Genomic DNA, 14,537 nt, shown 5'->3' with positions numbered 1-14,537 from the left:
AGGATCGTGGTTGCTGATGTGAAAATATCCGTTGATTCGGCGGTGAGTTTTATCGATCATAGCGTCGGTGCGCTGGCATCGATTAGGAAGAATATTGTTGATCCTCTTGGCAAAGCATTGCCAATTTTGTGCGATCGTTCGGTGAAAGTGATTGTCTGTGGCATGGGAAAATCTGGCTATATTGCTCAGAAAATTTCGGCTACTTTTAATAGCATAGGTGTGCGTTCGGTGTTTCTTCATCCGGCCGAGGCTGTCCACGGAGATTTGGGTATATATACGCCTGGCGATCCGTCCATTATGATATCGAAGAGTGGAAGCACCGAAGAAATTTTGCGACTGCTGCCTATTTTAAAGCGATTTAAGTCACCGATAATATCCATTGTGGGCGATGGAAATTCTCCATTGGCCAAGAATTCTGATTTGGTATTTGACATAAATGTGAAGATTGAGGGCGATCCATTGGGGATAATTCCTACCACCAGTGCCATTTTGTCGTTGGCCGTAGGCGATGCCATTGCCTGTGGAATAATGAACGCCACTGGCTTCTCTAAGAACGACTTCGCCTGTCTTCATCCCGGTGGGCAGTTGGGGCGAAATTTGTTGCTTTCGGTGGGCGATATCATGCATAGGCCAGATGCTGTGGCGATGGCCAGGAGCGATTTGCCATTGATAGATATTTTGATAACAATGACAAAGTATCCCCTTGGAGCGGCGATTGTTACGGATGATTGTGTCCATATGCTTGGAATAATCACCGATGGCGATATTCGGCGAGCTTTGCAAAGACAAAAAAATTTATCTATGGATAAAATCGTTGCAAAGGACATAATGACTGCAGTGCCGCGCAAGGTTTTTGAAGATGATTGCCTGGGTGAAGCGTTGAGGGTTATGGAGAGTGGTGCTAGCCAGGTGTATGTTTTGCCAGTGATGGATCGAAATGACAATACTAAGTTCGTCGGACTCTTAAGATTACATGATGCATATCAGGGACGTCCATGAGTGATGATTTAAAATTAACCGAAGAGATTGCGACTTTGGCCCAGACTTGGGAGGCCAGGCCAAGTTGGGATGATTATTTCATGGCCATGGCTATTTTGACGGCTTGTCGTTCAGTATGTGCTAGATTGAAAGTAGGTTGCTTAATTGTTTCCAAGGGCGCATACAAGAATAGGTTGATTGCCGTTGGATATAATGGTTTTATGGCCGGGGCTCCGCATATATCCAGGGTGCGAGATGGCCATGAACAGGCTGTGGTTCATGCCGAACAAAATGCAGTGACAGATGCGGCTCGTAGAGGTGTAAGTATCGATGGAGCAATAGCATATGTTTCACATTTTCCCTGCGTAAATTGCGCAAAGGTTATGGTATCAAGTGGCATAGCGGAGATCAAATATCATTTTGATTATAAAAATGATGATCTTGTTTTTGAGCTTCTAAATGAGTGGAAAATTCCTATAAATAAACTATGAAAAGTGCAATGGATTTATCAGGTCGTTTATTGATTGCAACTCCTTCGGTTAAGGACAGAAATTTTTCTAAAACCGTGTCTTTGGTGGCAAAATATTCTGACTATGGAACGGTGGGGATTATAGTCAATAGACCATTGCTTATGACCATGGGAGGGTTCAGTAAGAAATTCTCTCATAGTATCATAGCAGACAATCCGCTCTATTGTGGCGGTCCGGTTAATTCTAGGCACATAACTTTGACAGCTTGGATTCCCCATGACAATGATGTGGGTTATGAATTGAGGTATAATGTAAATAAATTAGAGGCCGAGGAGATTTCCGTTCGAGAGGAAGGGGCCCAGATTCGCGGCTATCTTGGTTGTACCAGTTGGGCGCCATATCAACTTCTAATGGAAATACTTAGAGGCGATTGGTTGGTGGCAGATATTGGTTATTTGTTTGACACCCGAGAGCGCGGCGAAAAACTATGGGAGGCGATGGTTGCCAGGATAAATCCAGGAATGCTGTTATTTAGGGAGTTGCCGGATGATCCATCGTTGAATTAGCATGGACTATGAAACAGTATTTAGATCTATTGAAATATGTATTTGATAATGGAGAACTTAGAAAGGATCGCACCGGAACAGGCACCATCGGTTTGTTCGGCGCTCAGCTGCGATTTGATCTGAAAGATCGGTTTCCGTTGGTGACCACAAAGAAGGTTCACTTCAAGTCGGTGGTATATGAATTGCTATGGTTTTTGAAAGGCTCAACCAATGTTAAGTATTTACAAGAGAATGGCGTAAAGATATGGAATGACTGGGCCGATGCCAAGGGAGATCTTGGGCCAGTTTATGGTAAGCAGTGGCGTCGCTGGGGGACGCAGGATGGGAGAGAAGTGGATCAAATTTCTCGGATTATAAAGCAGATAAAAGAAGATCCCTATGGGCGTCGGCATGTGGTCAATGCCTGGAATGTGGGTGAGTTGGATAGAATGGCGCTACCTCCCTGCCATTCGCTATTTCAGTTTCATGTATCTTCCTCTGGGGCATTGAGTTGTCAGCTGTATCAGCGCAGTGCTGACATGTTTTTGGGGGTGCCATTCAATATTGCGTCCTATTCGCTTCTGACTCTGATGGTTGCGCAGGTTTGCGGTCTGAAGGCTGCTGAATTCGTTCACAGTTTTGGTGATGTGCACATATATGTGAACCATATTGATCAGGTGAAAGAGCAGTTGTCTCGGAAGCCGAAGGAGTTGCCTCGGGTGACTCTTAATGGCGAAGTGGATGATATAGATGCCTTTAGGTACAAAGATATTAATTTGTTGGACTATGATCCACATGGACCAATAAAGGCTCCAATTGCTGTATGATTGGCGGTTTTGTTTGCAAGAAATCCAGGGCATATTCCAGTTCTTGTTCTTTGGAAAGGAGTTCTATTTCAACGCGCAAATAGTAGGCCGGGATGGAAAATTCAAATTTTTCATCTACTCTAACCGAGTCTTTTTCGGTGGTAACTATAACATCTGCACGGACATAGGATGCATTTTCATCCATGCGTTCCAGTTCTCCTATCAGGAATCTGTGGTGATCGAGAAATCTTCTCCTATGGACCACATGGCCACCGGTGGTTTTTATAAAATTTTCGAAGCTGTCTGGCATGGCGATGCCGCTGAATACAGCAACTCTCTTATTTTTAAGATGGTCTAATGGCTTGATGGAGTTATCTTTAAGGTTCACTAGATGTTTTGGGGTGTGGCGGCAATATATTATTTTTGCAGTTTGGTTGTAGGTCCGGATTGTCTTCTCTAATTTCGCATCGGCTTTGTCATCGGACTTAGTGATGATCACACAGGAGGCGCGATTGATATGACTTGTTGGTTCTCTAAGTATCCCGCAGGGAAGGAGTTTGCCGTTGCCGAATGGATTTGTCCGATCGATTAGAAGCCACTGCATATTTGTTGACAGCCTGAAATATTGGAAGCCATCGTCTAGCAAGAGCACATCGGCTCCGAAGGTTTTTATGGCATAATTTCCGGCCTTTACTCTATCTTTGTCGACGATTACAGGCACGCCAGGAAGATTTCTGGCGAGCATGAATGGTTCGTCACCGGCTTTTTCGGAGCAGAGCAGCAGCGATGTGCCGTTGCTAACAATCTTTGGTGGAGGTGGGTTTCGATGGGTCATCCATCTAAAAAATCTCTTTATCAGCGGATCTTTTTTGCTTTTATAACCGCGGCTTATGATGGCAACTTTTCGGCCTTTTTTGAGCAATTTTTTTGCCAGCATTTCCGTCACTGGTGTTTTTCCAGTGCCTCCAACGGTCAGATTTCCCACAACTATCACCGGACAGCCCAGAGAGAATGATGTCAAAATTTTGTTTTCATACATCATTTTTCTTATTTTTACGATGAGGGCGAACAGATATGACAATGGCCAAACCAGCGATATAAACAGTTTGGACTTGCGATCGGTCCTTCGGCCATAGAGCACATCGGATAAAAATTCGGCGAAAGAATCTATTTTTTTATCCATATGCCTGGCTTTTTTTTTGATAAAATACTTGACTTTTCTTATTTGTCTCATATCACGCGCGTGCATTTTTTATATAAAGCTACCATAACTTCTTTCTGGGAATCGTAGTGTTTTATAAGCGAAAAAAATGTTGCTGAAAACAAAAATTGAAATGACATTAATTGTTTGATTGTAAACATGTTAGCGCTTAATGCGACCCGGTTAACATACCATAGGTTTTGTTTAAAAATGGAGTAATTAGTTTTGGATTTGTGGTCATTCTGGTCAGATTTATATTCTTTTTCAAGCCTATTTAATGTATCCTGAGTGAAGTTTGTCCGGAGACTATGGGTTTTGCGCAGGGCGGAGATTTGCAACATCAATCTATTTCGGCTTTGCAGTGCGGCCAATAGCGGCCTAGCTTCGGAGGTTTTGATGAAATATTTGTGCAATGCATCCAAGGCAGCTGGTGAATTTTTTTGGAAGAATAGATCGACGGTTTCGAAAAAATCGCTGGCTTGAGTTTCCATAATGATATCATCTATGTCCTTCGCTGACACAGTCTTACGCGGATATATATAGGTTATTAGCTTGTCTATTTCGCTGAAAAGTGTGCGCGAGTCACTGCCTATTTTCGAGACTATTTTTTCCAAAAAATCTTTAGTTAGTGAAATTTCCTGATCTTTAAAGTATTTAGATGCACTGGATAATGTGTTATTTAATTTGCTTATATCCAAGTACTTATAATTGCAAATTTCGGCAAATGCCTTTACAAATTTGGATCTTCTATCTACCGGTGAAGCTGATAGGATGAGATCACAATGGGCGCATCGTTGGATTTCTTCTAGCACTGTGGATATTTTTTCGCGAACGATTTCGGATTTGCTTAGAATGTTGTCACACAAAAAATTAGCATTACGCAGCCATATAAATTTTCTGGTGCAAAACATTGGCCATGTCCTAAGCGAAATGCATAGATCGTCTAACCGAGCCATAGTTTCATTAATTGTTGAGCAGGAACAGTTAAAAATTTCAATCGATGATTCGTCTGGGGCTATTTTTTTATAAATCTCAACGGCGGCTCGATCCACAAGAAAATCGTCATTGCCACAGATAAAATGGCGTTGTTGATTCATTGGTTATTTCTTAACTTCGTCCGTCTTAATGGGATAGGGTGGAGTTACCACACCACAGGATATTATCATTTTCATTCCATCGGCGACGGACATGTCCAAATAGATTACGTTATCCTTGGGGACTAGTAGCAAAAATCCACTGGTGGGGTTTGGAGTGGTTGGCACAAGGACGTTGACAATGGTTTTACCAGTTTTTTCCTTGATTTCTCCATCGGTTTCGCTGGTGACAAAGCCGATGGAATAGGAATCCTTATGGGGAAAATTGACCAATACAGTATATTGAAAAACCGCATCTCGATTCTTGCTAAAGGTCTCGACAATCTGCTTAACGGTATTATAAACTGTATTTATGAATGGTAATTTGTCGATAATTTTTTCGGTCAAATTTATTATCGTTTTGCCAAGCAAATACTTAGAGAGCACACCGAAGAGCGATACAATGATCACCAATATGAGTGTGGATAGTATGTTGACTATGGTGCTCATCCAAAACTCATCCGGTACGGATATGCCTAGAAAACTCAGAAAAAATTTGCTGGACGGAGCTCCAATATGATCCAAAAGTAGGTCGACCACAATTATGGTTATTCCCAGTGGCAGTATCAGTATGGTGCCTGTTATCAATGCGTTACGTAATTTTTTGAGCATAAACTGTATTATGTAATTTTATGCCATCTATGGCAATGTCAATTGGATTGTTAAGAATAAATTGTTCATAAAATATTTTTAGTCAAATTTAATTATTGACAATAATTTTGGTTTTATTGAGATTTATTCCATGCCGAGAGAGTATATAATTCTGGAATGTACAGAAGCTAAACAGGAAGGTAAGCCAGTTTCGCGCTATATGTCTACAAGGAATAAGAAATTACAAACCGAGCGTGTGGAAAAAATGAAATACAACAAGTTTCTTAGGAGGCATACCCTTCATCGAGAAATAAAGAAGTAGATTTTTAAGTGCGCCGAGTTATTGATGTGACCGATAGTTGCGCTGATTTCGTGTTTAATCAAAGTCGGATTATATCTTTGTTTTGGAATCTTGACGATTTCGATGGCTATGGTATTCCTGCCGGAGATCTTTCTGTCGCGTTTATCGATAGGGAGACTATGGCTTCTATTCATGGTAAGTTTCTTTATGATCCAACGCCCACCGATGTGATGACATTCGATGGCGATGATTTCATGGGGTTTGCCGGAGAAATCGTCATCTGTCCAAGCTATGCTCTAGAGTGTTGCAGGGCGTTTGGAACTACATTGGATTCAGAAATCAAACTTTATCTGGTCCATGGATATCTGCATTTAGCTGGATTGGAAGATGTTAGCGATGCGGATATACTAGAGATGCGGGCAGCCGAAGCCAAGTGTTTAGCCTATCTGAATGCTGTCATGGCGCCGGCCAAAGACTGGGACTTAATAAAATATACCGGTTCATAGAAAACTCACAGAGTGGATGCCGAAAGGCTTTGTTCGGACAGGGCAGTCATTTTTCCGTCTCGAAATAGGGTGATTTGGTTTGTGCTTTCGGATACAGTGATTGCTATGCTTTCGGATACCAATGAAATAATTGCTGCTGCTGCATGACGAGTTCCCAGCCCGCTGGGCATTTGAATGTTGTGATTATTTGGTGCCTGAATCAATGTACCAGCCGATTCTATGACGCCATCTCCTCGGACAATAAAAGCACCATCTATGGTTGAAAATTCTTTCACAGTCTCGGCCATGAATGGATTTAGAATATTTCGTTCTTCTTCCTTATATCCAAAAAAAGGATTCAAGACCAACTGTTTAGTGAATGGCTTTATTTTTTCTATATCTCCTAAAACAAACAGACAGCCCACAGGTTTGCCTTCTCGGCCTTCGACGGAAATGTCACCAACAATGGCCAATAGGCGTTCCAAAACCTCGGGTCTAATGCCATCCTGGAGAAACATTTTGCCATTGGTCGCAGATACAGATGAGCTGAATTCCTTGGCAATATCTATGACCGATATGGTGTCAAACATATTACTTTTGGTTATTCCTGAAATGCAGCATATTTTCTCATTGCCTTGAATCAATCCTCGGGTCAGTCCTATTATTATGGCACTTCTAAGTTGAGCCAGCCTATGGGTTGAAAAAGATTGCACAAAAATAATATTGTTTAAAAAATTCGATTGGCCCGAAAGGGCATTGGCTTTTTGTGTAACAAATAGTGTCTTTAAATTGCCGAATTTATCAGCACAATCGTAGGAATCTCCGGTTATAACATCGTCAAAAATCATCACGGCCGAACATTTGGCTGCATAGGCTATTTGTTTTGCCTTATCTAGTATTAGATTATTGAATTTGGTTTCACTGGGATTTTCGCTGGCCTTATCGCCTACAAATATTTCATTTATTTTTGATCTAAATGCCCTAATGGATGGCTGATTTTGTAACTCATTGGCCACCGAAGGATCCTGTAATATTCTTGCCAAAGAAGATAATACATTCAAATATAAATCTCCACCATTGGCCGACAATAATAGAAATAATACTTTTATCTGTTTGTGATCCGAAGAATTGCTATCGGACAGCCCATAGGGACATCGACCCACGGCAAAGATGTAGGGTCTGGGAATGGCTAGTTTAACATGAGGCATGGCTATGCCGTCACCGAGATAGGTAGGTATAGTCTTTTCAGATTCAATAATGAGATGAAGTATTTCTTCCGGACTACCGATGGTTCTCGGAAGCCGACATACCTCCAAAAGTTCAACAATAGCATCTTCAAATGTTTTACTTTTGATGTCAATAACCCTGTCTTTTGCTAAAAATCTGTGTAGCCGCATTTTGGCCGAATATTATAATACATGTGGCTGACTATACTAGTAAAAACTGAATATCAATTACAAATTTTTCCTAATTGCTAAAAAAATATTGCTCCACTGCTAGGCAAATTGTATGATAAATAATCATATGAAGTTCTTGAACTAGATAGGTCTCGGTTTCCGGAGCGCGGATACAAATGCTGCAGTGATCGAGCAACTGTCCGCCGGTTAATCCTGTAAGGCCGATTACTTTCATCTTTTTAGCCAAGGCCGTTCGAGCTGCTAGGATAATATTTTTGGAATTGCCCGAGGTGGATAGGGCAAAAAGAATGTCATCTTTTTGGCCGAGGCCGAAGACCAATTGGGCGAACGGGTATTCCGGAGCACAGTCATTGGCATAGGCGGTGTTTGTAGCAACGAAATCTGGCAATGAAATGGCTGGCAATGATCCCTGAAGATTTTCAATCAGATCTTCATCGAGTTCTTTTTCCATTGGACCGGTGATGCTTCGTTTGAGCCGGAAACTTTTCAATAGCTCTGCAGCCATATGGCTCGAATCCGAAGCGCTGCCACCGTTGCCGCAGAGCAGAAGCTTGTTATTTTTTTCAAAGCAATCGCACAAAAAATCAATGGAATTTAGCATATCCGCTTCGCAGCAATTCAGCCTAGGATGCCGATCTAGGCATAATTTTACATAATTTTCCATAGAAGTATTTACAAAGGGTCATAAAAATACTTGCATTGTCAATGGAATGAAATTCGTGGAATCGAAAATATTGACAACATCGATGATTGAAATTATTGATCGAAACATTTAATAAATTTATATAGCTTTGAAATGGAAAAAGAGACGGTGGAGAATATTGTGCGTAAGCAATCATTGCTTGATCATGAGATTGCAAGGTTACGCAAGATGGATGATGGTGCATTTTGCATGCATCAAAGCTGGGGTTTTGGGCAGATAAGATCCTATGATAAGGCCCAAAATAAGCTTTTGATTGTCTTCGAGGATGGACTTGAGCATGCCATGGACCCGGTGTTTTGTGCTAGGAAGTTGGAGATTCTGGATGAGGACAATGTGTTGGTCCGTTTTCATCGAGATAAAAGCGGTATGCTAAAGGCAGCAAAGGAAGACCCGGTGGGGCTTATAATCGAGATGATGACCGCTGAAGTTGATCGCGAAGTGGCTGTGAGTGAAATTGAAAGAGTATTTAGGCGTATAATTGGCGAGCTTGCTTATAGAAGATGGTGGGCATCGGCGAAGAAGCTGTTGGCGAATGATCCGAGAATTGGACAGTCCGAAACCAAATCCAACACCTTTGTCCTAAGAGAAGAACCTGTGAGCCAAGAAGATGCAATACTTGAACAGTTGCGCATAAACCGAGATCCGGTTAAAAGAATACAGATTGCCGAGAAAATTTTATCATTGCCCGAGGAGAGCCGATCTGCTCTGACTGGAGATGTGGCAGGTGTGGTGGATGATTTGACCACCTATCTTACCACCGAAGATAAAAAACTTACTTTGGCCCAAAGACTTCACTGTTGTTGGATTAGAAACGATTTAGCTTCTTTGATTGGCAGTGATGTGGAATCTTTGGAGCCGTCGCCTGAATCCATAATTCGGGATAGTTCTAATTTTTCTAAACTGGTTGATGAGTTGCCGAGTAATTACTATCAAAGATTTTTAGGCCTGATCACCTGTGCCTATCCAGACGAATGGGAATCCTACTGTTCGAACCTATTGAAGAACAGCAAAGGTAAATTTACCAACGAATGTGTACTGTTTTTGATGGACCGAGGCTGCGAAGAACTTTTGGCAGATAATTTACTTAAGTGGTTAAATGAGAGATCATTAAAATCGTCACTTCTACTATGGTTAGTGAAAAACAGACATGTGCGAAAATTCATGGATGTGATTCCCGAAGAGATCATAGGACCACGGCTATTGAAAGCTGTGTTGATGGCCATAGACACTGAGGCGCTGCTCAGTTCTGGAACCAAGAGAATTCCATTGGCTGACATATTGAGCGAGGATAGGAATTTGATCAAGGATTTGTTGGCCGGTGCCAACGATGATACTGCCAGAGATTTGGCTCAGATACTCATTGCCAGCCAAGGATTTGATGATCTTACCAAGCGGTCATTGCTGGCAAGATTTGTTAAAGAATTTCCTGGGGTTCAGACAATTATATCCAGTAAGCAGAGTGTGGTTAGAGAAGATGAACTATTTTTGATGGTTTCCCAGACCAGCTTTGATGTCCGGACCAAGGAGTATGAAACCATTGTCAATGAAAAGATTCCGGCAAATAAGCAGGCCATTGAGGTGGCACGAGAACATGGAGATCTCCGAGAGAACTCTGAGTATAAGATGGCCAAGCAAGACCAGGATACGCTATTGGCAAGGAAGGCTCAATTGGAGTCAGAGTTGAAACGCGCAAAGATAGTTGATTTTTCCGAGGCCAGTGACAGCGTTGTTTCCATAGGAACGGTGGTTAACTTGAAGACGGTAAATGGCAAAGAAGTGGTAAAGTATGCTGTGCTCGGAGCCTGGGATAGCGATCCGGATAAAGGTATTTTGTCCTATAAAACTCCACTGGGTAAAGCATTGTTGGGCAAGAAAGTTGAAGATGTGGTTACCATCAAAATTGGCCAAAAGGAACAGTCTTGGACAGTGCAAAGCATAGACAAATGGGTTGATAATAAATAATTATGAGTTTGAGATCCTGGCTGGGTTGCCTTGTTGATCTGCTGTTTCCGCGTCATTGCTGTGCCTGTAATAAACTTTTAAAAAACAGCAAATTTCGCTATGTGTGTGATTACTGTGCATCTCAGCTGTGTTGGACCACCGAGCCGCTGTGTTCTCGCTGTGGCATGCCCTTTGCTGGCGCCGTTGCCTCCGATGATAGACTCTGTGTCCAATGTAAATTAAATCCTCCAAGATTCAATAAGGCCATGTCGCTGTGGATGTTTCAAGGCGTTGCCCGGGAAATTATCCATGAGTTGAAGTACAAATCCGGCGAGTATATGTTGTCAGACATCGAGTCCATGGTTTTGAAAAATAGGGCGATGGTGGAGCTGGTTTCCAATGCAGTGCTCGTGCCGGTCCCGATTCATTGGCGGAGGTTTTTTTCCCGAGGCTATAATCAAAGTGAGTTGATCGCGAAAGGCTTGTGCAGAGTCGTCCAAAATTCCGTGGTAAAAAATTTGCTCATTAAAAAAAGGCATAATCGATCGCAGACGGAGTTGGATCCAGAAGCTAGGGTTAAAAATGTGGTTAACTCCTTTGCTCTGCGCAAAGATATAGATTTCCCAAAAAATACAAAACTTGTTATAGTAGATGATGTTATGACCACCGGTGCCACTATAAATGAATGCGTGAGAGAGCTCCAAGAAGGAGGCTATTCCCAGGTGTTTGTGATGACCCTTGCCAGAGGTTGATTTTTTATGACCTATAAGGTGTTTGGCGGCGTGTACTTGTTTACGGCCTTGGATTTTGTCTGGAATTCGAAGCTGAGTTTTCCTTGATTAAAAATCAATATGGCAGAAAAAAGTCTGCCGGTTTTTTTAGATCGAAATCCATCTATCATGTCTGTTTTGCCATCGGATATCAGTTTGATTGCCTGTTCTCGGCTTAACTCTTTCCCAAGTACATACTTGCCGATCCGAAGTGTACACCTTGCCTCTTTATCTTTATTTATGAAATTTTCGCATATATAGGCATTTTCATAGTCATAGACGTTTCCGTTGCAATTATTGCATAGGCACTTACAAATAATTTCACAGGTTTGTAGCTTCTCAATGGTAATCAATGGATCATCTGCATGTTCGGTGTTTTTTTCAAAGGAAAAACTGATTTTGCCAGTTTCATCGAGTACCAGTGTTGCCGAGTACAATTTTCCTAATTTGGATCGAAATCCATCTATGGGGCCAACTTTTTTATTTCGCAATAGCTCTTCAAGTTCATGACTTAGCATCCTTCTGCCGGATAGAGTCTTTGGCAGCACTATTTGACCATCCTGAGATCTAAAATCCTTTAAGGTTTCCTGCATTGGCAGGTTATCGCTGGGAGATATGAGGTTTGATTGTCGCAGGGCTTTATCCGTTTCATTAAAAAGTTTTAATTTTTCTACAATATCCTTGGTCAGATCAACGATGCCGTTGATAAACGACTCTCGGTCCAGGTTCCCCTGTTCCATTTGGCGTAGCTTATATTCCCATTCTCCGGTCAGGGCTGGACTTGATAAAATATTGATATTGAAGGCATCTAAAAATGTAAACAGATCTTCGGCCTTTGGCGTAGGTATCAGGTCGCGTTTATTTCTTTCGATGTATTTCAAAGAGATCAGATGGTCTATGGTTTGGGCCCGGGTGGCTGGTGTGCCAAGGCCACGTTCCTTCATAGCTTCAGCAAGTTCCTCATCATCAACCATTTTGCCGGCACTTTCCATCATCGCCAGAAGAGTTGCTTCGGTATATCTAGGCGGCGGCTTGGTGGCTTCTTTGGATGCACGGACCTCTATCACATTGGCCTTAGCTGGTTCTCCATCTTGTTCTGATAAAGCTGGTATTGTTTCATTTTCCGGATCGGCGGCAGCTTTGCCATGGACGGTCAGCCATCCTGGCTTGGCCAAAACTTTTCCTTCGGTAAAAAATTCATGGTGTCCCACTTTGGACATTCTGGTTGTTACGTCGAATTCGGCTGCCGGGAAGAAAATTGCAATGAACCGTTTGGCTATCATTGAGTAGATTTTTGATTCCTCTTCGGACAAAGAGGTTGGCCGTTTTACCGTGGGGATTATGGCGAAGTGATCGCTGATTTGTTTGTTGTTGAATATTTTTTTATTGGATGTGTCCACCCAGTTATTTTTCAAAACCATATCCGCGAACTCTTTGAATTCCTGAGTGATAGAATTTAAAATATCGACACAGGTTTGGCCATAGTCTTCTGGCAGCGCATTGGCATCGGTCCTGGGATAGGTGATGCATTTATGTTTTTCGTAGAGGGATTGGGCCAGATTTAAAGTCATGCCGGCTGGCATGCTGTAGCGTGTATTTGCTTCTCTCTGCAATGTGGTTAGGTCGTAGAGTCGTGGAGCATTCTGCTTTGTCCTCTTCTTTTTTTCTGAAACAATGGCCACTTTAGCAGCATTGATTTCGTTGATTATTTTATTTGCTTCTTCTTCGGACCAGATTCGATCTCCGCGGTCCTGAGGATCGTTTTTTTGGACATTGAGTTTATTGAACGTGCCGAGGTATGTGCCGTTTGTTATGCCAAAATTTCCGATGATTCGCCAATAATCTCTGGGCATAAAATTTGTTATTTCCTTTTCTCTGGTGCAGATCATTGATAGGGTTGGAGTTTGGACTCGCCCTACGGTGGCCACATTGCCTGCTCTTGTTCGAAACATTTTGGTCGTCACGGCCCTCGTTCCATTTATGCCGATTAGCCAATCGGCTTCGGAGCGGCATTTGGCTGCATATTGGAGGTTTTTCATTTCTTCTTCGGTGCGCAGACGTGAAAATCCATCGCGAATTGCTTCGATGGTCATCGATGATAGCCATAGCCGTTTTATTATTTTTTTGCAACCAGCCAATTCATAGATATAGGTGAAAATTAATTCGCCCTCTCGGCCGGCATCACAGGCATTTATTACGATGTCAATGTCCTTGCGTGCCATCAATTTTTTGAGCTCATTAAACTTTTTTTTCGTCTGTTCTATGGGTTTTTTTTCGAATTTTTTTGGCAAAATCGGAAGTACGTCCAGTGACCATTTTTTCAGATTTGTATCAATGTCTTCGGGCATGAAAAGCTCGACCAAATGGCCAACAGCTGAACTGATCACATAGTCATCATTTTCATAAAATTCTCCATTTTTTTCAAATTTTCCAAGAACATTTACAATATCCCGAGCAACACTCGGTTTTTCTGCTATAACCAATTTCTTCATAACCAATGAAATACATTAATATAAACCCGCTGCAAACCTATTGATGCAGAGATGGTAACAATGTGATTATAATAATTCAATAAATTTCAAGAGACTATTTTTATTCTTGCATATTTTTATTTATTTAACGTCTATATAGATTGGCATTGGCAGAAAATTTGCTCCCATAGTATTTTGCGTAAATATATCTGAAGACCCAGATGAATGTATGTTATAACATTATGAAGTTCAATGATGTATTAAGCTTTGTCGGAATGTTGATTCGGTGCCATGCAAAATATTCATCCGACCATTGGTCTACGGATTCAGCTCATTGCATTTTTTTTCGATGAAATTTAAAGGTTTTGCTTCTAAATTGATCTGCTGTGGAATATTATAAATTGTTGTAGCCGTGATTCCATTGATGGCGAAAAGCTGCTGCTGAGGCCATAAAGGGATTGGCCGAGAAATATGGTTATTGCCAATGGGAAATATAAAATTATCTAATGCTTTGCAAAGAAACAGCTCTTGACAAAACCGTGCTAAGCTTCAGATTCCATATCATTGGCTTGGGGGTAGTAGCTCAATTGGTCAGAGCGCCTGCCTGTCACGCAGGAGGTCGCGGGTTCGAGTCCCGTCTATCCCGCCAAAACGATTGATAGTTTTTTGCTGATTTTTTTTGTAAAATTTCTCGTAAAATTTCATAATTCTTTTATCATATTTC

General features: G+C 41.8%; 14 protein-coding genes and 1 tRNA gene. 9 read left to right on the top strand and 6 right to left on the bottom strand.

What is annotated here, in order from left to right; all coding sequences use genetic code 11:
• Positions 1–6 precede the first annotated feature (6 nt).
• Genes LBH49_03585 through LBH49_03570 form a run of 4 tightly spaced genes read left to right on the top strand, consistent with a single transcriptional unit; the run spans position 7 to position 2,820 of the window.
• Entirely contained in the window at positions 7–999 is a 993-nt protein-coding gene (locus LBH49_03585; GenBank protein MDR0351696.1) for a KpsF/GutQ family sugar-phosphate isomerase, read from the top strand.
• Positions 996–1,469, top strand: coding sequence for a dCMP deaminase (locus LBH49_03580; GenBank protein MDR0351695.1), 474 nt, complete (start codon positions 996–998; stop codon positions 1,467–1,469). Before LBH49_03585 ends, LBH49_03580 begins: the two co-directional genes overlap by 4 nt.
• Positions 1,466–2,014, top strand: coding sequence for a YqgE/AlgH family protein (locus LBH49_03575; GenBank protein MDR0351694.1), 549 nt, complete (start codon positions 1,466–1,468; stop codon positions 2,012–2,014). The genes LBH49_03580 and LBH49_03575 overlap by 4 nt, the downstream gene beginning before the upstream one ends.
• A gap of 8 nt (positions 2,015–2,022) precedes the next feature.
• Positions 2,023–2,820 (top strand): thymidylate synthase, encoded by a 798-nt coding sequence (locus LBH49_03570; protein MDR0351693.1) that lies wholly within the window; start codon positions 2,023–2,025, stop codon positions 2,818–2,820.
• On the opposite strand, the gene lpxK is transcribed toward LBH49_03570, so the two are convergent.
• The 3 genes from lpxK to LBH49_03555 are packed head-to-tail and all read right to left on the bottom strand — an operon-like array spanning position 2,765 to position 5,745.
• Positions 2,765–4,033, bottom strand: a complete 1,269-nt coding sequence (gene lpxK, locus LBH49_03565) for a tetraacyldisaccharide 4'-kinase (GenBank protein ID MDR0351692.1) — start codon at positions 4,031–4,033, stop codon at positions 2,765–2,767. The genes LBH49_03570 and lpxK overlap by 56 nt on opposite strands.
• The gene (locus tag LBH49_03560) at positions 4,030–5,097 is read right to left on the bottom strand and encodes a hypothetical protein (protein MDR0351691.1); all 1,068 of its coding nucleotides are present in this window, start codon (positions 5,095–5,097) and stop codon (positions 4,030–4,032) included. The genes lpxK and LBH49_03560 overlap by 4 nt, the downstream gene beginning before the upstream one ends.
• Positions 5,098–5,100: 3 nt before the next feature.
• Positions 5,101–5,745: a DUF502 domain-containing protein gene (locus LBH49_03555; GenBank protein ID MDR0351690.1), complete on the bottom strand. Its 645-nt coding sequence runs from the start codon at positions 5,743–5,745 to the stop codon at positions 5,101–5,103.
• Between the two features lie 130 nt (positions 5,746–5,875).
• Here LBH49_03555 and rpmG point away from each other — a divergent pair, with 130 nt between their 5' ends.
• Positions 5,876–6,046, top strand: coding sequence for a 50S ribosomal protein L33 (gene rpmG, locus LBH49_03550; GenBank protein ID MDR0351689.1), 171 nt, complete (start codon positions 5,876–5,878; stop codon positions 6,044–6,046).
• Between the two features lie 26 nt (positions 6,047–6,072).
• A complete protein-coding gene (ybeY, locus tag LBH49_03545) occupies positions 6,073–6,531 on the top strand; it encodes an rRNA maturation RNase YbeY (protein MDR0351688.1) in 459 nt (152 codons plus the stop codon).
• Between the two features lie 5 nt (positions 6,532–6,536).
• On the opposite strand, the gene LBH49_03540 is transcribed toward ybeY, so the two are convergent.
• Positions 6,537–7,907, bottom strand: coding sequence for a diadenylate cyclase (locus tag LBH49_03540; protein MDR0351687.1), 1,371 nt, complete (start codon positions 7,905–7,907; stop codon positions 6,537–6,539).
• Positions 7,908–7,977: 70 nt separating this feature from the next.
• The gene (locus LBH49_03535) at positions 7,978–8,592 is read right to left on the bottom strand and encodes an SIS domain-containing protein (GenBank protein ID MDR0351686.1); all 615 of its coding nucleotides are present in this window, start codon (positions 8,590–8,592) and stop codon (positions 7,978–7,980) included.
• Between the two features lie 132 nt (positions 8,593–8,724).
• On the opposite strand from LBH49_03535, the gene greA reads away from it, so the two are divergent.
• Positions 8,725–10,593: a transcription elongation factor GreA gene (gene greA, locus LBH49_03530; GenBank protein ID MDR0351685.1), complete on the top strand. Its 1,869-nt coding sequence runs from the start codon at positions 8,725–8,727 to the stop codon at positions 10,591–10,593.
• Between the two features lie 2 nt (positions 10,594–10,595).
• Entirely contained in the window at positions 10,596–11,324 is a 729-nt protein-coding gene (locus tag LBH49_03525; GenBank protein MDR0351684.1) for a ComF family protein, read from the top strand.
• Between the two features lie 11 nt (positions 11,325–11,335).
• Here LBH49_03525 and LBH49_03520 read toward each other — a convergent pair whose 3' ends face one another.
• On the bottom strand, positions 11,336–13,834 hold the full coding sequence (locus tag LBH49_03520) for a DNA topoisomerase 3 (GenBank protein MDR0351683.1): 2,499 nt from the start codon (positions 13,832–13,834) through the stop codon (positions 11,336–11,338).
• A 551-nt stretch (positions 13,835–14,385) separates the two neighbouring features.
• Between LBH49_03520 and LBH49_03515 the strand changes: the two genes are divergently transcribed.
• Positions 14,386–14,462, top strand: a tRNA-Asp gene (locus LBH49_03515).
• Positions 14,463–14,537 lie beyond the last annotated feature (75 nt).

It is taken from the genome of Puniceicoccales bacterium (assembly GCA_031255005.1).
Classification (GTDB): Bacteria; Verrucomicrobiota; Verrucomicrobiia; order Opitutales; family LL51; genus JAIRTH01.
The sequence above is the reverse complement of the archived record's forward strand: the minus strand, read 5'-3'. Positions and strand labels throughout refer to the sequence as shown.

Coding starts and splice junctions, on each gene's coding strand:
- lpxK (MDR0351692.1), bottom strand. CDS start 4,033: ATGAGACAAATAAGAAAAGTCAAGTATTTTATCAAAAAAAAAGCCAGG.
- rpmG (MDR0351689.1), top strand. CDS start 5,876: ATGCCGAGAGAGTATATAATTCTGGAATGTACAGAAGCTAAACAGGAA.
- LBH49_03525 (MDR0351684.1), top strand. CDS start 10,596: ATGAGTTTGAGATCCTGGCTGGGTTGCCTTGTTGATCTGCTGTTTCCG.
- LBH49_03540 (MDR0351687.1), bottom strand. CDS start 7,907: ATGCGGCTACACAGATTTTTAGCAAAAGACAGGGTTATTGACATCAAA.
- greA (MDR0351685.1), top strand. CDS start 8,725: ATGGAAAAAGAGACGGTGGAGAATATTGTGCGTAAGCAATCATTGCTT.
- LBH49_03535 (MDR0351686.1), bottom strand. CDS start 8,592: ATGGAAAATTATGTAAAATTATGCCTAGATCGGCATCCTAGGCTGAAT.
- LBH49_03560 (MDR0351691.1), bottom strand. CDS start 5,097: ATGAATCAACAACGCCATTTTATCTGTGGCAATGACGATTTTCTTGTG.
- LBH49_03575 (MDR0351694.1), top strand. CDS start 1,466: ATGAAAAGTGCAATGGATTTATCAGGTCGTTTATTGATTGCAACTCCT.
- LBH49_03580 (MDR0351695.1), top strand. CDS start 996: ATGAGTGATGATTTAAAATTAACCGAAGAGATTGCGACTTTGGCCCAG.
- LBH49_03570 (MDR0351693.1), top strand. CDS start 2,023: ATGAAACAGTATTTAGATCTATTGAAATATGTATTTGATAATGGAGAA.
- LBH49_03555 (MDR0351690.1), bottom strand. CDS start 5,745: ATGCTCAAAAAATTACGTAACGCATTGATAACAGGCACCATACTGATA.
- LBH49_03520 (MDR0351683.1), bottom strand. CDS start 13,834: ATGAAGAAATTGGTTATAGCAGAAAAACCGAGTGTTGCTCGGGATATT.